This window comes from Streptomyces sp. W1SF4 (assembly GCF_003950035.1).
In the GTDB taxonomy this organism is placed as follows: domain Bacteria; phylum Actinomycetota; class Actinomycetes; order Streptomycetales; family Streptomycetaceae; genus Streptomyces; species Streptomyces racemochromogenes.
The window spans coordinates 2509945-2527116 of the sequence record NZ_CP034350.1 but is presented as its reverse complement, the minus strand read 5'-3'; the positions used below and the strand labels follow the sequence as shown (position 1 = coordinate 2527116).

Below are 17172 nucleotides of genomic sequence, written 5' to 3'. Positions count from 1 at the left end.
AACGAACGGCGCGTGGGCGAGAATGGAGGGATGACCACGCTCCCTCCGCCCCTCGCGATCGGCCCGCACACCGTGCAGCCCCCCGTGGTGCTCGCGCCCATGGCCGGCATCACCAACGCCCCGTTCCGTACGCTCTGCCGCGAGTTCTCGGGCGGCAAGGGGCTGTTCGTGAGCGAGATGATCACGACACGCGCCCTGGTCGAGCGCAACGAGAAGACCATGCAGCTGATCCACTTCGACGCGACGGAAAAGCCGCGCTCGATTCAGCTGTACGGGGTGGACCCCGTGACCGTCGGCAAGGCCGTCCGCATGATCGTGGAAGAGGACCGCGCCGACCACATCGACCTCAACTTCGGCTGCCCGGTCCCCAAGGTCACCCGCAAGGGTGGCGGCTCGGCCCTGCCCTACAAGCGCAACCTGCTGCGCGCCATCCTGCGCGAGGCGGTCGCGGGCGCCGGCGGCCTGCCGGTGACGATGAAGATGCGCAAGGGCATCACCGACGAGCACCTCACCTACCTCGACGCCGGCCGGATCGCCGTCGAGGAGGGGATCACCGCCATCGCCCTGCACGGCCGCACCACCGCCCAGCACTACGGCGGCACCGCCGACTGGGAGGCCATCGCCCGGCTCAAGGAGCACGTCCCGGAGATCCCGGTGCTCGGCAACGGGGACATCTGGTGCGCCGAGGACGCGCTGCGCATGGTCCGCGAGACCGGCTGCGACGGCGTGGTGGTCGGACGCGGCTGCCTGGGGCGGCCCTGGCTGTTCAACGACCTGGTCGCCGCCTTCGAGGGGCGCCCCGAGGACTTCCACAAGCCGAACCTGCGGGAGGTCGCCGCCACGATGCTGCGGCACGCGCAGCTGCTGGGGGAGTGGATCGGCGACGAGGCGCGCGGTGTGATCGATTTCCGTAAGCACGTGGCCTGGTACCTCAAGGGCTTCGCCGTCGGTTCCGAGATGCGCGGCAAGCTGGCCGTCACCTCCTCCCTGGCCGAACTGGACGCTCATCTGAGCGAGCTGGACCTGGACCAGCCCTGGCCTGACGGTGCGGACGGTCCGCGGGGCAGGACGTCCGGAAACAACCGAGTTGTCCTGCCGGACGGCTGGTTGAAGGATCCCTACGACTGCGCCGGCGTGAGCGAGGATGCCGAGCTGGACACGTCCGGAGGCTGAGAAATCGCCCTGCGTGCCGCGTGATATACGCCACGCATGGGAGAGGTTTCGCTCAGATGAGCGCGTAAGTCACGGGTAAGACTTTCAAAGGGTGGCACTGGGTGCCACCCTTTGTTCGTTCAAGAGTTGAACGCAAATGTATCGATGATCGCTCATCCGAGCGGGATCAAGCCTCAAACGGCTGCTCGGGCTTCGGCTTCTGAAGGCTCTTCGTACGATCGCATTACCCATCGGTTACTTTCGATACGGTGGCGCACGGGTGGTTACGGCCCCATGACCGCCAAGTGGACGTACCGATAAGCCTTCGATCTGGGTATGTTCCTGGCCGTCAGGGCAGCCACCCGAGTCCTCGAGGAGTCGAGACCCGTGTCGGAAAACAAAGATCAGAAGTTCGTCTACGACTTCACCGAGGGCAACCGGGACCTCAAGGACCTTCTCGGCGGCAAGGGGGCCAACCTCGCCGAGATGACCAACCTGGGTCTTCCCGTCCCTCCCGGCTTCACCATCACCACTGAGGCCTGCAAGGTCTACCTCGACAGCGGTTCGGCCCCGGCCGAGCTCCGCGACGAGGTCAGCGCGCACCTCGCCGCCCTCGAGGCGAAGATGGGCAAGAAGCTCGGCCAGTCGGACGACCCGCTGCTGGTCTCCGTCCGCTCCGGAGCCAAGTTCTCCATGCCGGGCATGATGGACACGGTCCTCAACATCGGCCTTTCCGACGAGTCCGTCGTCGGCCTCGCCGCGCAGGCGGACAACGAGCGCTTCGCGTGGGACTCGTACCGCCGCCTCATCCAGATGTTCGGCAAGACCGTCCTCGGCGTCGAGGGCGAGCTCTTCGAGGACGCCCTCGACGAGGCCAAGGCCGCCAAGAAGGTCGCCGTCGACACCGACCTCGACGCCGCCGACCTCAAGAAGCTGGTCAAGGTCTTCAAGAAGATCGTCTCCAAGGAGGCCGGCCGGGAGTTCCCGCAGGACGCCCGCGAGCAGCTCGACCTCGCCGTCGAGGCCGTCTTCAACTCCTGGAACACCGACCGCGCCAAGCTCTACCGCCGCCAGGAGCGCATCCCGAGCGACCTGGGCACCGCGGTCAACGTCTGCTCCATGGTCTTCGGCAACCTCGGCCCCGACTCGGGCACCGGCGTCGCCTTCACCCGCGACCCCGCCAGCGGCCACGCCGGCGTCTACGGCGACTACCTGCAGAACGCCCAGGGCGAGGACGTCGTCGCGGGCATCCGCAACACGGTCCCGCTCGCGGACCTGGAGACCATCGACAAGGCCTCCTACGACCAGCTCATGACGATCATGACGACGCTGGAGAACCACTACAAGGACCTCTGCGACATCGAGTTCACGATCGAGCGCGGCCAGCTGTGGATGCTCCAGACCCGCGTGGGCAAGCGCACCGCCGGCGCCGCCTTCCGCATCGCCACCCAGCTCGTCGACCAGGGCCTGATCAGCGAGGCCGAGGCGCTCCAGCGCGTCACCGGCCACCAGCTGGCCCAGCTGATGTTCCCGCGCTTCGACGAGGGCGCGAAGACCACCCTGCTGGGCCGCGGCATCGCCGCCTCCCCGGGCGCGGCGGTCGGCAAGGCCGTCTTCGACTCGTACACGGCCGTCAAGTGGTCCCGCTCCGGCGAGAAGGTCATCCTGATCCGCCGCGAGACCAACCCGGACGACCTTGACGGCATGATCGCCTCCGAGGGCATCCTGACCTCCCGCGGCGGCAAGACCTCGCACGCCGCCGTCGTCGCCCGCGGCATGGGCAAGACCTGTGTCTGCGGTGCCGAGGAGCTGGACGTCGACACCAAGCGCCGCCGGATGACGGTCGGCGAGACGGTCATCGAAGAGGGCGACGTCGTCTCGATCGACGGCTCCACCGGCAAGGTGTACCTCGGTGAGGTACCCGTCGTGCCGTCCCCGGTCGTCGAGTACTTCGAGGGCCGCATGCACGCCGGCGCCGACGACGCCGACGAGCTGGTCGCCGCCGTGCACCGGATCATGGCGTACGCGGACCGCGTCCGCCGCCTGCGGGTCCGCGCCAACGCCGACAACGCCGAGGACGCGCTGCGCGCCCGCCGCTTCGGCGCCCAGGGCATCGGCCTGTGCCGCACCGAGCACATGTTCCTCGGTGAGCGCCGCGAGATGGTCGAGCGCCTGATCCTCGCGGACACCGACGGCGAGCGCGAGGAGGCACTCAGTGCCCTCCTGCCGCTGCAGAAGCAGGACTTCATCGAGCTGTTCGAGGCGATGGACGGCCTGCCCGTCACCGTCCGCCTGCTCGACCCGCCGCTGCACGAGTTCCTGCCCGACATCACCGAGCTGTCGGTGCGCGTCGCCCTCGCCGAGTCCCGCAAGGACGCCAACGAGAACGACCTGCGCCTGCTCCAGGCCGTGCACAAGCTGCACGAGCAGAACCCGATGCTGGGTCTGCGCGGCGTCCGCCTCGGCCTGGTCATCCCCGGCCTGTTCGCCATGCAGGTCCGGGCGATCGCCGAGGCCGCCGCCGAGCGCAAGAACGCCAAGGGCGACCCGCGCGCCGAGATCATGGTCCCGCTGGTCGGCACCGTCCAGGAGCTGGAGATCGTCCGCGAGGAGGCCGACGCGATCATCGCCGAGGTCGAGGCCGCCACCGGCACCAGCCTCAAGCTCTCCGTCGGCACGATGATCGAGCTGCCGCGCGCCGCGCTGACGGCCGCCCAGATCGCCGAGGCCGCGCAGTTCTTCTCCTTCGGCACGAACGACCTGACCCAGACGGTGTGGGGCTTCTCCCGCGACGACGTCGAGGCCAGCTTCTTCACGGCCTACCTGGAGAAGGGCATCTTCGGGGTCTCGCCCTTCGAGACCATCGACCGGGACGGCGTCGGCTCCCTGGTGCGCCACGCGGTCGAGCAGGGCCGGGCCACCCGCCCCGACCTCAAGCTCGGCGTCTGCGGCGAGCACGGCGGCGACCCGGAGTCGGTGCACTTCTTCCACGAGGTCGGCCTCGACTACGTCTCCTGCTCGCCGTTCCGGATCCCGGTGGCGCGCCTGGAGGCCGGCCGCGCCGCCGCCGAGGCCAAGGGCTCCGACAGCCGCTGAGACCCTCCAGGGGCCCTTCGGGGCCCCGCCCGGGCCCGTGAGGCCCCCAGGGCTCCCCGAGCCCCACAGACTGCGCCCTCCCCCGGTTCCCTGACTGCCGGGGGAGGGCGCATCCCATTTCGGGGGCGGGTGCGAGACCGCCCGTATCGCGAAATTTTCAACAATGTCATTACAGCGCCAGGCGGTGGACGGATCCCCACCCGTCCACCGCCTGCCGCCTATCCGCCAGGCACGTCGGCGCTTCCCGGTGCGACCGACCGCCAGGCCCCGCAAAGCCCCCCACGGCCTTCACGGAGCGTTTCGGTCGCACCGGAGTGTGCCTGGCGGAGTACAGGATTTCGCTTGTCACGCCTCCGCCGAAAGGGGTTTCAACTGTGGCCGAAAGGGCGTGGTGACCACGTGTGACGGCATGCATACTCGTGGGGCGGGGGGATTGCGGTTGCACAGGTGGGGGTTCGGTGCTTCGTATCCATTTCACTGGAGTGGACCTGGCACGCGTACGGATGGCAGGGCGTCCCGATGCGTTGTGGGAAACGATTCTTAGTTTTCATCGCTTAAGAGACCGGCGTGACGCCCGGTTCTTCGGCGAATGGCGCACGGAAACCCGGAGCAGGTTGAATGGTGAAACAAGGCTGCTGGGTGCGCTCATACCGGCTCGCGGCTATTTCCCCGATTTCCTGACCCCGGCCGAGGGCCAGTACGGGTGGGACCTCGGGCTCGACGCGCTGCGCGCGCTGCGCCCCGAGCGGCTGCGCCGGGAGCTGTCCCTCGTGGGCGCCGGCGCCGGGACCGGCTTCGGGGCCGCCTTCGGGACCCCGCCGCCGACCCGGCTGCGGGAGTTCATGGACGGCGGCACCAAACACCTGCCCCGGCTGCTGGGCGAGCTGCGCGCCTACCACCGGGCGGCCGTGGAGCCGTACTGGAGCCACATCCAGGCCCAGATAGAGGCCGAACGGGCGGCACGCGGCCGCGCGCTCCTCGACGGCGGCGCGGACGAGCTGCTCGCCTCCCTGCCGCCGATGCTGCGCTGGCGGGCCCCGGTGCTGGAGTGCGAGTACCCGGTGGACCGGGACGTACGGCTGCGCGGGCGCGGGCTGCTGCTCCAGCCGTCCTTCTTCTGCCGCCGTACGGCCGTGACCCTGCATGACCCGGAGCTGCCGCCGGTGCTGGTCTACCCGGCCGCCGCCCAGCTGGCCTCCGCGGCCGGGAACGGGGAGGCCGCCCGGCCGGCCGAGGAGCAGCGCCAGCGCACCCTGGGCAAGCTGGTCGGCCACACCCGCTCGGTGGTGCTGCGGGCCATCGGCGACGGGGCCACCACCAGCGAGCTGGCCCGCCGTGCCGGGGTCTCCCTGGCCTCGGCGAGCCAGCACGCCTGCGTGATGCGCGAGGCGGGCCTGGTGACGACCCTGCGCCACGGCAACGCCGTCCTGCACACGGTGACCCCGCTGGGCGCGGCCCTGCTCAAGGGAGGCGCGGTGGTCTCCTGAAGGATCGGTTCTCCGGACGCGCCGCGGCCCGGCGGGGAGGTCGGCTCCTCCCCGCCGGGCCGGGTGCCGGGCGGGCGCGTCAGACGCGGAACGGCCCGGTCACCTCGTAGGTGATGCCGCCGGTCGAGGAGCCGGTCGTGCCGCGCTGGCTGCTGAAGTACAGCCTGCTGCCGTCGGGGGAGAAGGCCGGGCCGGTGATCTCCGAGGAGGACTGGCCGGTGATCCGCAGGAAGGGCGCCACCACGTCGTCCGGGGTGATCACGCAGATCTCCATGGTGCCGCCGTCCTCGGCGACGTACAGGTCCCCGAACGTCGACCCGGTGACGTTGTCGACACCGGTCAGCGGCGCCGCGCCGCCGGGGACCAGGGAGTCGTCGTAGGCCAGCTCGTAGGTGCTGCTCGCCAGGTTGAGCTGCCAGACCCGGTTGTCGCCCTTGGTGGTGAACCACACGGTGTCGCTCGCGTAGTGGCAGCCCTCGCCGCCGTTGAAGTGCTTGGCGCCGGACACCTGGGTGCGGGTCGTGGTCGGGGAGCCGTCGGGGTCCGGCACGTTCTGCCAGCTGAAGGAGCCGGAGGTGCCGCTTCCGGCGACCATGACCTGGAGCGTGCCGGCGGACAGGCTGCCCCAGGTGGTGGGCACGAACCGGTAGAAGCAGCCGTTCGTCTCGTCCTCGGTCAGGTAGACCACCTGGCGGACCGGGTCGGCCGCCGCCGCCTCGTGTTTGAAGCGGCCCATCGCGGGCCGCTGCACGGCCGCGTTCACCCCGTACGGGTCGGTCTCGTAGACGTACCCGAGGCTGACCTCCTCGCAGGACAGCCAGGTGTTCCACGGGGTCTTGCCGCCCGCGCAGTTCTGCCGGGTGTTCGCCAGGATCCGGTACGCCCCGGTGACCGTGCCCGAGGAATTGAACTTCACCGCGCTCGCACCGCCGCTCGGGTTGATCTCCGAGTTCGACACGTAGATCCAGCCGCTGCCGTCCGCGAAGCACGCGCCGCCGTCAGGGGCGCTGTGCCAGGTGTACGACGTGCCGCTGACCGTCTGCGAGGAGCGGGCCACGACCCGGCTGGTGAACCCGGACGGGAGCATGATCCCGTTGGCGTCCGCCGCGCCGAGGGCCCCGTAGGGACCGGCGCCCGGCTGGGCCGGGGCGGCGTACGCGGCCCCGTGGCCGAGGGTTCCGGCGAAGGCGGCGGCGGAGGTGCCGATCACGGCACCGCGCAGGAAGGTACGACGTTCCACGGTCACTCCTGTGGGAGGAGGGCCCCCGCGACCGGCCGGGCGCGGGTTCGCATGCGTCGAGGAACCTAGGGGCGCGGCATGGACGGGACGCCAACTCCCCGTGACGCCGGGGCGACCGGTGCGCGGGCAGTCGCCCTACCCCCGCCAGGCAGCCGGACGCCGCCCTTCCGAAGCCTGTGAACTGCGGAAACGAGATCCCTGAAAAAACTCCGCCGGACAGCGATGAGTTCTGCCGGATCCCCGGGTCTACCCCTTCGACAAAGCACCACGCACCACGCCCCACCAGGGAAGAGGAACCGAGATGAGCCAGATGATCTTCGTCAACCTGCCGGTGAAGGACCTGGACGCCGCGAAGGCCTTCTGGGAGAAGCTCGGCTACTCCTTCAACCCCCGGTTCACCGACCACACCGCCGCCTGCATGGTCGTCAGCGACAGCATCTTCGCGATGCTGCTGACCGAGGAGAAGTTCAAGGAGTTCGCCACCAAGCCGGTGGCCGACGCCTCGAAGACCACCGAGGTCATGGTCGCGCTCAGCGCCGACAGCCGGGAGAAGGTCGACGAGGTCGTCGACGCCGCCGTCGCGGCCGGCGCCGTCGAACCCCGCCCCGTCATGGACCTCGGCTTCATGTACGGCCGCGCCTTCGAGGACCTCGACCACCACGTGTGGGAGTTCGTGTGGATGGATCCGGCCGCGGTCCAGGGCTGAGGCCCTACGGGGCGGGGGCGGTCCGTACCCGGTACGTCCGGACCGCCACCTCCTCGTCGTCCAGGCAGCGCCCCGACTCCAGGTCGAAGCGCTGCTTCAGCAGCGGCGAGGCCACGAAGGGCCGCCCCTGCGCACGCCCCACCAGCCCGCGCGACAGGACGTGCGCCCCGGTGAAGGGGTCCTGGTTGCCGATCGCGTACGGGCGCCCCGCGCGGTCGAGGAAGACCGCGGCCTGGCTCCCGTCGGGCAGCAGGACCGCGACCCCGCGCCCCGGGACCAGCGCCGACAGCGGGCATACCGTCAGCCACCCCCCGGCCACCTCCAGTTCGACGGTCATCGGGCCGCCCCTCCCACGGTCAGGACGGCCAGGTCGGGCTTGACCTGGTCGCGCTCGGGAACGAACCTCACGGTCGGGTCGGGCGCGCCGGGCGCGTTGACGAAGGACACGAACCGGCGCAGCCGCTCCGGGTCCGACAGGGTCTCGGCCCACTCGTCACGGTAGTGCGCCACGTGGTCGGCCATCAGGGCCTCCAGCTCGTCGCACAGCCCCAGCGAGTCGTGCACCACCACGTCCCGCAGGTGGTCCAGGCCGCCCTCCAGCCGCTCCAGCCAGGTGGACGTCCGCTCCAGCCGGTCGGCGGTGCGGATGTAGAACATCAGGAACCGGTCGACGAGCCGCACCAGTTCGGCGTCCGACAGGTCCTGCGCCAGCAGGTCCGCGTGGCGCGGGACCGCCCCGCCGTTCCCGCCGACGTACAGGTTCCAGCCGCTCGCCGTCGCGATCACCCCGAAGTCCTTGCTCTGCGCCTCCGCACACTCGCGGGCGCAGCCGGACACCGCCGACTTCAGCTTGTGCGGGGCGCGCAGGCCCCGGTAGCGCAGCTCCAGGTCGATGGCCATCCGGACGCTGTCCTGCACCCCGTAGCGGCACCAGGTCTGCCCCACGCAGGACTTCACCGTCCGCAGCGCCTTGCCGTACGCGTGCCCGGACTCGAAACCGGCGTCCACCAGCCGCGCCCAGATCCGCGGGAGCTGGTCCACGCGCGCGCCGAACAGGTCGATGCGCTGACCGCCCGTGATCTTCGTGTAGAGGCCGAAGTCGCGGGCCACCTCCCCGATCACGATCAGCTTGTCGGGGGTGATCTCACCGCCCGGGACGCGCGGGACGACCGAGTACGAGCCGTTGCGCTGGAGGTTGGCGAGGAAGTGGTCGTTGGTGTCCTGGAGGGCCGCCTGCTCCCCGTCCAGCACGTAGCCGCTGGCGCCCAGGGCCGGGGCCAGGGAGGCGATGATCGAGCCGACGGCGGGCTTGCAGACCTCGCAGCCGTCGCCGCCGCGCGCCTCCTCGCTGCCGTGCCCGTCCAGGATGTCCCGGTAGGAGGCCAGGCGCCGGGTGCGGACGATCTCGTACAGCTCGGCCCGGGTGTAGGGGAAGCAGCCGCACAGCCCCTGGCCGGCGGCCGCCGGCAGCAGCTGTCCGATCACCTTCAGGCAGCTTCCGCAGCCGGTGCCGGCCTTGGTGCACTTCTTGACCTCGGCCAGGGTGGCGCAGGCGGTGACGGCCTTCTTGGTGACGTTGTGGCAGGAGCAGATCACCGCCGTGTCCGGCAGCGCGGACGGGCCGAGCGCGACGGGCGCGCCGGCCCCGGCGGGCAGCACCAGCCGCTCGGGGGCGACCGGCGGGACGCTGCCGGTCAGCGGGCGCAGCAGCCCGTACGCGTCGGCGTCGCCGACCAGCACGCCGCCGAGCAGCACCCCCTCGGGGGAGACGACCAGCTTCTTGTAGACGCCGGAGCGGGAGTCCGACCAGACCACGTCCAGGCTGCCCTCGGCGGTGCCGTGCGCGTCGCCGAAGGAGGCCACGTCCACGCCGAGCAGCTTGAGCTTGGTGGACAGGTCGGCCCCGGTGAACTCCTTCTCCCGGCCCAGGAGGTCCTCGGCGGCGGTCTCGGCCATCTCGTAGCCCGGCGCGACCAGCCCGTAGACGCGGCCGTCGACGGCCTGCGCGCACTCGCCGATGGCGTACACGCGCGGGTCGGAGGTGCGGCAGCGGGCGTCGACGGTGATGCCGCCGCGCTCACCGACGGCCAGGCCGGCCGCGCGGGCCAGCTGGTCCCGGGGGCGGACCCCGGCCGAGAACACCACCAGCCCGGTCTCGACGGTGGAGCCGTCCGACAGGCTCATCCCGCACACCGAGCCGTCCTGGCCGGTCAGCACCTCCTGCGTGCCGACGCCGGTGTGCACGGTCAGCCCCATGGACTCGATGGTGCGCAGCAGGGCCGCGCCGCCGCCCTCGTCCACCTGGGCGGGCATCAGGCGCGGGGCGAACTCCACGACGCGGGTGGCGAGCCCGAGCCCCTGGAGGGCGCCGGCCGCCTCCAGCCCGAGCAGGCCGCCGCCGACGACGGCCCCGCTGGAGCGGGTCTTGGCGTACTCCTCGATCGCGAGGAGGTCCTCGATGGTGCGGTACACGAAGCAGCCCGGGGCGTCCCTGCCGGGGACGGGCGGCACGAAGGGGTGGCTGCCGGTCGCCAGCACGAGCACGTCGTACGGGACCACCCGCCCAGAGCGGGCGGTGACGGTACGGGCGGCCGTGTCGACGTGCTCGGCGGGGTCGTCGAGGCGCAGCTCGATGCCGTGCCGCTCCATGAAGCCGGCCGGGGTCAGGGAGAGGTCCTCGGGGGTCCTTCCGGAGAAGTACGAGGTGAGGTGGACCCGGTCGTATGCGGGCCGGGGCTCCTCGCAGAGCACGGTGATCCGGTGCGTCGCGGTGGCCCCGCGCTCGGCGAGGGCCTCCAGGTAGCGCTGGCCGACCATGCCGTGTCCGATGAGCACGATCGCGGGCAGGGGCTCGGGCACGGTCATCAGTGGCCTCCGTCGTCGGTGAGCAGGTGGAACGGGTCGTGCGGGGCGGTCAGGTACGCGTCGCCCTCCCAGGTGCGGGCGAGGGCCCCCACCGTGGAGAGCTCCCCGAGCAGCACCCCGCCGACGAGCCGGCCGCCGCGCAGGACGACCTTGCGGTAGGTGCGGCGGGTGGCGTCCGCGAGGCGGAGCACGTCGTCGCCGGGGAGCGGGGTGGGGTCGCCGAACGCGGCGAGGTCGAAGGGGCCGGGGCCGCCGGCCGTGGGGAGGGTGAGGCGGGTGAGGGCACGGGTGCCGGTGTACTCGGCGTCGTCCCCGCGCAGCACCGCCGCGAGGGCGTCGGCCTGCTCCAGGGCGGGACCGGCCAGTCCGTACACCCGGCCGTCGTGCTCGGCGCAGTCGCCGACGGCGTGCACGCGCGGGTCGCTCGTGCGCAGCCGGCCGTCGACCACGACGCCCTTGCGGACCTCCAGCCCGGCCGCCCGGGCGAGCCCGGTGCGCGGCCGGACCCCGCAGGCGAGGACGACGACGTCGGCGTCGAGCCGGTACCCGTCGGCCAGCTCGACCCCGCTCACCCGCCGGGTGCCCTGGCCGGGCGCGGTACCGGGCCGCCGACGGGCGGGCGGATCAACCAGCCCGTCCGGCGTTTGAGGACCGGGGTCCGGGGCGGAGCCCCGGGGAACGGAGGAAGGGCGGGGCGGGGAGGGAACCCCCTGCGGCGCACCCGTCGTGGTCAGGCCCCTGACGCGGCATTCGGTGTGGACCTCGACCCCGAGCGCCGTGAGGTGGTCCCGCAGCAGGGCGGAGGCGTCGGCGTCCAGCTGGCGCTCCATCAGGCGCTCCGCTTGCTGGGCGAGGACCACCCGCGCACCCCGCACGGCCAGCGCACGGGCCGCCGAGACGCCCAGCAGTCCGCCGCCGATCACCACCGCCCGTACGCCCGGGCGTACGGCCGCCGCGAGGGCCAGGCAGTCGTCCATGGTGCGGAACGCGTGCACCCCCTCGGGGAGTTCCCGCCCGTCGGGGGCGAACAGCCCGCGCAGCGGCGGCAGCACCGGGTTCGAGCCGGTGGCCAGCACCAGCGTGTCGTACCGCTCCGCCGAACCGTCGTCGCAGTGGACGGTCCGGTCCGCGCGGTCGATCCGCACCGCCCGGACGCCCCGGCGCAGCGCCGGGCCGGGGGCCGGGAGCGCGGTGACCTCGGGGGCGTACCGGCCCGCCAGCACCTCGGCGAGCAGGACCCGGTTGTAGGGGGCGCGGCTTTCCTCCCCGAGCACGGTCACCGCCGCACCGGGGCCCAGCCGCGCGGCGAGCCGCAGGCCCGCCAGGCCGCCGCCGATCACCACCACACGCTGTTCCGAGGTCATGGCACGAGCGTGCGGGCGGGCTGTTTCCCCGCCGCATCGCCCCTGTTACCCGGACGGAACACCGGCCTCAGCGCCCGGGCCGGCGGCGCGTGAGGCCGCGCAACCTCAACCTTTGCGCAAGTTTCCGGGGATCGATGGTCCCTGCACCGATGCGGTACCTAGGGTCGTGGCCGTGCCTGACATATCAACGACCATGATCATCGTGCTGTGTGCGGCCGCCGCCGCGGCCGGCTGGATCGACGCGGTGGTCGGCGGTGGCGGACTGCTGCTCCTGCCGGCCCTGCTGCTCGGCCTGCCGGCCGCCCAGCCCGCCGCCGTCCTCGGGACCAACAAGGCGGTGGCCATCGTCGGCACCGCCGGGGCCGCCGTCACCTACGCGCGCAAGACCGCCGGCGACGTGAAGCTCGCCGTCCGCATCGGGCTGGCCGCGCTCGCCGGATCGATGGGCGGGGCCGCACTCGCCGGCGGGATCAGCAAGGACGCCATGCGGCCCCTGATCATGGGGGTGCTGGTGGTGGTCGCCGCCGTGGTCATCCTCAAGCCCGGCTTCGGCGCCGCCCCCTCCGCCGTGCCCGTCTCCCGCGGCCGCGTGCTCCTCACCATCGCCCTCGCCGGCCTGGGCATCGGCTGCTACGACGGCCTCATCGGACCCGGTACCGGCACGTTCCTGGTGCTGGCCCTGACCGCCCTGCTCCACCTCGACCTGGTCACCGCCTCCGCCACCGCGAAGATCGTCAACTGCTGCACCAACGCCGGCGCGCTCGCGATGTTCGCCTACCAGGGCATGGTGTTCTGGCAGCTGGCCGCCCTGATGGCGGTCTTCAACCTGGCCGGCGGCATGGTCGGCGCCCGGATGGCGCTGACGAAGGGCAGCGGCTTCGTCCGCGGCGTGCTCCTCACCGTGGTGGGCGCCCTGGTGGTCAAGCTCGGCCTCGAACAGTGGGGCTAGGGGAGCCCCTTCCCAGCCGGTCTCACGACACCCCGGTGAGGTGCGCGAAGACGACCACGTTGCCCTGGTAGCCGGTGCGCGGGGAGAACGCGCCGCCACAGGTGATCACCCGCAGCTCGGCGCGCGGCGAGGGCCCGTACACCCGCCGGTCCGGGAACGCCCCGGCGTCGTACACCTCGACCGCGTGCACGGTGAACACGGCCGTCCGCCCGTCCGCCCGGTCGACCTCCACCGCGGCCCCCCGGCGCAGCGCCCCCAGGTGGTAGAAGACCGCCGGGCCGCTGGCGTGGTCGACGTGCCCCGCGATCACCGCGGTGCCCGTCGCACCCGGAGTGGTCCCGTCCCGGTACCAGCCGGCGAGCTCCCGGCGGGCCGGCGGGGGCACTTCGAGGCTGCCGTCGCGGTCCAGGCCCAGACCGGTCAGCGGGGCGTCCACCCGGATCGACGGGATCCTGATCCGCACCGGCGGCGAGCCCGGGAGCGGGTCGATGCTCCCGGCGTAGAGGGGCTGCGCGCTCAACGCCTCCGCCGCGGAGGGCAGCGGGGGCCGCACGGTCACGGCCGAGCCGCTGCCGATGAGCCAGACCCCGGTGCACACGGCCACCGCGACCAGGCCCGCCCGCGCCGCGAGCGCCCCGGCGGAGCCCCTCGCGCGGGCGCCGGGGCGTCCGCTCGCCCTGGCCGGGGGGCGTCCCCGCAGACCCGGGAAGCCGCCACGCATGCGCCGTACCCCCTCGTCTCGCCGTTCCTGCAGTGGCCGTCGCCCGGCCCCGCGAACGGGGGGACCTCGCGGGGCGGGCGACGGGGGGCGGTACCGGTCGGACCGCGGCCGCAGCCGCGGTGGGCGCCCGTCAGCTCCGCGTGCCGCTCGCCCGGCGACGCAGGAGCCAGGTACCGCCGACGGCGGCCGCGGCCAGCACTGCCGCTCCCGCCGTGATCTTGGCGGGGTCGGTGGCGGTGGTCGTGCCACCACCCACCCCGGTCCGTACGTGGCCCTGCGGGCCGCGTTCGGTGACGACCAGGTCGCCGGTGGCGAACTTGCCGTTCGCGCAGGTGGCGCCGATTCCGTAGGTGCCCGGCCGCAGGCCCTGACCGATCCGGAACCGGCCCGTGACCGCGTCCTCGCGGCTGCCCGGGGCCAGTTCGAAGCGGCCGCCCGCCACCGTGCTGGCGTCGCCCTCGGCCCGGCTGCCCCGGCCGCAGGCCTTGGTGTGCACGGTGACGGTGGTGCCCGGGGCGGCGGATTTCGGCCACACCTCCAGCACGGCGAAGTCCCCGGGCGCGAAGGGCGCCATGCCGAGCTCCGCGGCGGCCACCGCCCCGGCGACCGGACCGGCGAAGGCGACGGCGGTCAGCGCGGTGGCGGTGAGCACGTGGGCGGTGCTGCGGCGCATGGGTACTCCAGGGGACACGGGGTCGTGTTCCGAGGAAAACCGGCCCGCCCGCCCACCGCCTGCCGAAGTCCGCCCCGGATCCCGCCGCAGGCACCCCGTCGAACCGTATCCGTGCAGGTCAGGGCCGTGCTGGGGCATCCGTGTGCGCCCACGCCGTCCGGGTGACGTCAGGCCGGCGGCAGGGTCACCCACCTCGGGCCCGTCCGGCAGCGGCGCGGGCGGCGGCCGGCGCATGCCTTTGCGTCATGAGGGGTGCGGGGCGGGGTGGGGAAACGGGCGAACCTGACGTTATGGGGCGCCCGTCACGGGAGCCGGGAGATTGTGTAACAGCGGTGCGTACGGTGGTGGTGCGCGGCGATGAGGGGCCTTTGGGCCCGGACCCCGCACCGTCCAGTGGTAGTCGAGGGAGGGACCTGTGGCATCGGTCGATCGGCCGGGATCGGGAGCGGGAACCGGACCGGGCGTACTGCCGTTCTTCGTGTACGGGACGCTGCGGCCGGGGGAGGTCAACCACGACCTGTTCCTGAAGGGCCGGACGGCGGCCGAGGAGCCCGCCCGGCTGCCGGACGCGGCGCTGTACGAGGGGCCCGGCTACCCGTACGCCGTCGACCGCCCGGGCTCCGCCATAGCCGGGGAGCTGATCACCGCCGCGCCGGGGGAGTACGCGGAACTGCTGGTCGCGCTGGACCTGCTGGAGGAGTACGCCGGCCCGGGGCGCCCGGGGAACGTCTACGACCGCGTCGCCCGCGAGGCCGTGCGCCCCGACGGCGGCCGGGTCCGGGCCTGGGTCTACCTGGCGGCCGCCCCGCTGGCCCGCCGCCTCGCGCAGACGGGCACCGAGATCCCGGGCGGGGACTGGCTGCGCCGCTAGGGGGCGCCCGGCGGCCCGGGCCGGCCCTGCCCCGCCCGGGGTCCTGCCGGGCCGGTGGGGGTGCCCGGCGGCACGGCTCCACGGGGTGCGGCTGAGCGGGGGCCGGTCCGTTGCCGGGTCACCGCGGCCCGGTCCCGGCGGTCAGAGTCCTTCGGCGCCGCGGTTGCGCAGGCGCTGCCCGTACTGCTGGAGCACCCACAGCTCCTGCTGGATCGCCGCGTGCTGCTCCGGCGGGGCCTGCGGGCTGAGCCGGGTCAGGGCGCCTTGGATCTCCAGGACCCGGCGGTCGACGGCGCGCAGCCGGACCTGCACCAGCTGGACGCCCGCGTAGACCTCGTCCACCGTCTTGGCGTGGATGGCCTCCACCGCCAGCTCCGTGACCATCGCGCGGACGGTGTCGTTCGGCGCGGCCTCGCGGACCCGGGCCAGGTAGTCCTCGGTGCCCTGAGCGGCGCCGCCGGCGTCCTGGATGGCCTGGCGCACGGCCGCGTAGGGCGGGGCGGTGAACTCGTCGATCCCGTACGCGTCGAAGGCGGGGGAGACCAGGGCCGGCCGCTGGAGCGCCAGCTTGAGGAGCTCGCGCTCGGTGCGGTGGGCGGGGCTGCGCAGGTTCAGCGCGGGCCCGCCGCCGACGGCCGCCGACGGCGGTGCGGGGGCCGGCTCCTGGGGGCGGCCCCGGCCCTGCTGCTGCGGCTGGTTGCCGCGCTCGCGGGCCCAGCGCGCCAGCTGCGCCACCCGCTTGACCACGAACTGCTCGTCGAGGATGCCCAGCATCCCGGCCAGCTGGACGGCCGACTCGTGCTGGATCGAGAGGTCCTTGATGCTGGCGACGACCGGCGCCGCCTCGGCCAGCGCGGCCGCCCGCCCCGCCGGGTTCTCCAGGTTGTGCCGGCCCACGATGTGGCGCAGGGCGAACTCGAACAGCGGGGTGCGGGCGTCCACCAGGTCGACGACCGCCGCGTCGCCCTGTGCGAGGCGCAGGTCGCAGGGGTCCATGCCGCCCGGGGCGATGGTGATGGAGGTCTCCGCCGCGAACTTCTGGTCGTCCTCGAAGGCCCGCAGCGCGGCCTTCTGGCCCGCCGCGTCACCGTCGAAGGTGAAGATCACCTCGGCGGTGGCGTTGTCCATCAGCAGCCGTCGCAGGATCTTGATGTGGTCCCCGCCGAAGGCCGTGCCGCAGGTGGCGATGGCGGTGGTGACCCCGGCCATGTGACAGGCCATGACGTCGGTGTAGCCCTCGACGACCACCGCCCGGGAGGTCTTCGCGATCTCCTTCTTGGCCAGGTCGATGCCGTACAGCACCTGGGACTTCTTGTAGATCGCCGTCTCGGGGGTGTTCAGGTACTTCGGCCCGTTGTCGTCCTCGCGCAGCTTGCGCGCGCCGAAGCCGACCACCTCGCCGCTGATGTCCCGGATCGGCCACATGAGCCGGCCCCGGAAGCGGTCGATGGGCTTGCCGCTGCGGCTGTCCTGGGCGAGCCCGGAGAGGATCAGCTCCTTGTCGGTGAAGCCCTTGCCGCGCAGGAACCGGGTCAGGTGGTCCCAGCCGGCCGGGCTGTAGCCCACGCCGAAGTGCTGGGCCGCCGCCTGGTCGAAGCCGCGCTCCGCCAGGAAACGGCGGGCGATCTCCGCCTCGGCGCCGCCGAGCTGGTCCGCGTAGAAGAGGGCGGCGGCCTTGTGGGCCTCGACCAGGCGGATCCGCTCGCCGCGGCCGCTGGTGCCGGCGGTGTAGCCGCCCTCCTCGTACCGCAGGGTGATGCCGGCCTGGCCGGCCAGCCGCTCGACCGCCTCCGAGAAGGAGAGGTGGTCGATCTTCATGATGAAGTCGAGGGTGTCCCCGCCGGCCTGGCAGCCGAAGCAGTGGTAGAAGCCCTTGCTGGGGCTGACCTGGAAGGACGGGGACTTCTCGTCGTGGAAGGGGCACAGGCCCTTGAGGTTGCCGCCGCCGGCGTTGCGCAGCTGGAGGTACTCCGAGACCACGGCGTCGATCGGGACCGCGTCCCGTACCGCCTTCACGTCGTCGTCGTTGATCCGTCCTGCCACCCGTG

Annotated in this window: 13 protein-coding genes; 6 read left to right on the top strand and 7 right to left on the bottom strand. The window is 72.8% G+C overall.

Annotated features, from left to right (window positions below):
• Positions 1–30 precede the first annotated feature (30 nt).
• The 3 genes from dusB to D1J60_RS11785 all read left to right on the top strand — a co-directional run bounded on the left by dusB (position 31) and on the right by D1J60_RS11785 (position 5735).
• Positions 31–1173: a tRNA dihydrouridine synthase DusB gene (gene dusB / locus D1J60_RS11795; RefSeq protein WP_125821071.1), complete on the top strand. Its 1143-nt coding sequence runs from the start codon at positions 31–33 to the stop codon at positions 1171–1173.
• A 366-nt stretch (positions 1174–1539) separates the two neighbouring features.
• Positions 1540–4248, top strand: coding sequence for a pyruvate, phosphate dikinase (gene ppdK, locus D1J60_RS11790; RefSeq protein WP_125594793.1), 2709 nt, complete (start codon positions 1540–1542; stop codon positions 4246–4248).
• A gap of 458 nt (positions 4249–4706) precedes the next feature.
• Positions 4707–5735, top strand: a complete 1029-nt coding sequence (locus D1J60_RS11785; protein WP_125594794.1) for a winged helix-turn-helix domain-containing protein — start codon at positions 4707–4709, stop codon at positions 5733–5735.
• Positions 5736–5814: 79 nt separating this feature from the next.
• Here the strand turns inward: D1J60_RS11785 and D1J60_RS11780 are convergent, their stop codons facing one another.
• On the bottom strand, positions 5815–6975 hold the full coding sequence (locus D1J60_RS11780; RefSeq protein ID WP_125821070.1) for an alkaline phosphatase PhoX: 1161 nt from the start codon (positions 6973–6975) through the stop codon (positions 5815–5817).
• A gap of 301 nt (positions 6976–7276) precedes the next feature.
• Here D1J60_RS11780 and D1J60_RS11775 point away from each other — a divergent pair, with 301 nt between their 5' ends.
• On the top strand, positions 7277–7681 hold the full coding sequence (locus D1J60_RS11775) for a VOC family protein (RefSeq protein WP_125821069.1): 405 nt from the start codon (positions 7277–7279) through the stop codon (positions 7679–7681).
• Between the two features lie 4 nt (positions 7682–7685).
• Here the strand turns inward: D1J60_RS11775 and nirD are convergent, their stop codons facing one another.
• From nirD to D1J60_RS11760, 3 genes are read right to left on the bottom strand one after another with little or no spacing between them, the layout of a single operon-like run.
• Positions 7686–8018 carry a nitrite reductase small subunit NirD gene (nirD, locus tag D1J60_RS11770; protein ID WP_125821068.1) on the bottom strand — a complete coding sequence of 111 codons (333 nt, stop codon included), beginning with the start codon at positions 8016–8018 and terminating at the stop codon, positions 7686–7688.
• A complete protein-coding gene (gene nirB, locus D1J60_RS11765; RefSeq protein ID WP_125821067.1) occupies positions 8015–10546 on the bottom strand; it encodes a nitrite reductase large subunit NirB in 2532 nt (843 codons plus the stop codon). The genes nirD and nirB overlap by 4 nt, the downstream gene beginning before the upstream one ends.
• A complete protein-coding gene (locus D1J60_RS11760; protein WP_125821066.1) occupies positions 10546–11910 on the bottom strand; it encodes an FAD-dependent oxidoreductase in 1365 nt (454 codons plus the stop codon). Before D1J60_RS11760 ends, nirB begins: the two co-directional genes overlap by 1 nt.
• Before the next feature lie 172 nt (positions 11911–12082).
• Between D1J60_RS11760 and D1J60_RS11755 the strand changes: the two genes are divergently transcribed.
• Positions 12083–12859 (top strand): TSUP family transporter, encoded by a 777-nt coding sequence (locus D1J60_RS11755; protein WP_125821065.1) that lies wholly within the window; start codon positions 12083–12085, stop codon positions 12857–12859.
• 22 nt (positions 12860–12881) lie between these two features.
• Here the strand turns inward: D1J60_RS11755 and D1J60_RS11750 are convergent, their stop codons facing one another.
• Entirely contained in the window at positions 12882–13580 is a 699-nt protein-coding gene (locus D1J60_RS11750) for a class F sortase (RefSeq protein WP_241253232.1), read from the bottom strand.
• Between the two features lie 130 nt (positions 13581–13710).
• A complete protein-coding gene (locus D1J60_RS11745; RefSeq protein ID WP_241253231.1) occupies positions 13711–14253 on the bottom strand; it encodes a hypothetical protein in 543 nt (180 codons plus the stop codon).
• 415 nt (positions 14254–14668) lie between these two features.
• On the opposite strand from D1J60_RS11745, the gene D1J60_RS11740 reads away from it, so the two are divergent.
• Positions 14669–15124 carry a gamma-glutamylcyclotransferase family protein gene (locus tag D1J60_RS11740; RefSeq protein WP_125821064.1) on the top strand — a complete coding sequence of 152 codons (456 nt, stop codon included), beginning with the start codon at positions 14669–14671 and terminating at the stop codon, positions 15122–15124.
• Between the two features lie 141 nt (positions 15125–15265).
• Here D1J60_RS11740 and dnaG read toward each other — a convergent pair whose 3' ends face one another.
• Complete coding sequence (gene dnaG / locus D1J60_RS11735) at positions 15266–17167, bottom strand: DNA primase (RefSeq protein WP_125821063.1); 1902 nt, start codon at positions 17165–17167, stop codon at positions 15266–15268.
• Positions 17168–17172: the final 5 nt, after the last annotated feature.

Coding starts and splice junctions, on each gene's coding strand:
- D1J60_RS11775 (WP_125821069.1), top strand. CDS start 7,277: ATGAGCCAGATGATCTTCGTCAACCTGCCGGTGAAGGACCTGGACGCC.
- D1J60_RS11750 (WP_241253232.1), bottom strand. CDS start 13,580: ATGCGTGGCGGCTTCCCGGGTCTGCGGGGACGCCCCCCGGCCAGGGCG.
- nirD (WP_125821068.1), bottom strand. CDS start 8,018: ATGACCGTCGAACTGGAGGTGGCCGGGGGGTGGCTGACGGTATGCCCG.
- nirB (WP_125821067.1), bottom strand. CDS start 10,546: ATGACCGTGCCCGAGCCCCTGCCCGCGATCGTGCTCATCGGACACGGC.
- D1J60_RS11745 (WP_241253231.1), bottom strand. CDS start 14,253: ATGCGCCGCAGCACCGCCCACGTGCTCACCGCCACCGCGCTGACCGCC.
- dusB (WP_125821071.1), top strand. CDS start 31: ATGACCACGCTCCCTCCGCCCCTCGCGATCGGCCCGCACACCGTGCAG.
- D1J60_RS11760 (WP_125821066.1), bottom strand. CDS start 11,910: ATGACCTCGGAACAGCGTGTGGTGGTGATCGGCGGCGGCCTGGCGGGC.